This is a genomic window from Streptococcus sp. HMSC062D07 (assembly GCF_001814215.1).
GTDB classification, from domain to species: Bacteria; Bacillota; Bacilli; order Lactobacillales; family Streptococcaceae; genus Streptococcus; species Streptococcus infantis_I.
Map to the genome: position 1 here is coordinate 1 of NZ_KV815332.1, position 240 is coordinate 240.

2 tRNA genes are annotated in these 240 nt (G+C 55.4%); both read right to left on the reverse strand.

Annotated elements, in window-relative coordinates:
- Nucleotides 1-43 precede the first annotated feature (43 nt).
- Nucleotides 44-117, reverse strand: a tRNA-Ile gene (locus HMPREF2957_RS06460).
- 13 nt (nucleotides 118-130) lie between these two features.
- Nucleotides 131-204, reverse strand: a tRNA-Met gene (locus HMPREF2957_RS06465).
- Between the last annotated feature and the right edge of the window lie 36 nt (nucleotides 205-240).

Sequence of the window (240 nt, forward strand, 5' to 3'; positions counted from 1 at the left end):
CCGTTCCCTTCAGCCGGACTTGGGTAATCCTCCATCATTCCAATGGACCTTGTAGGACTTGAACCTACGACCACTCGGTTATGAGCCGAGAGCTCTAACCAGCTGAGCTAAAGGTCCAACAAGATCATTATAGCGGCGAAGGGGATCGAACCCCCGACCTCCCGGGTATGAACCGGACGCTCTAGCCAGCTGAGCTACACCGCCATCAATCGGGAAGACAGGATTCGAACCTGCGACACC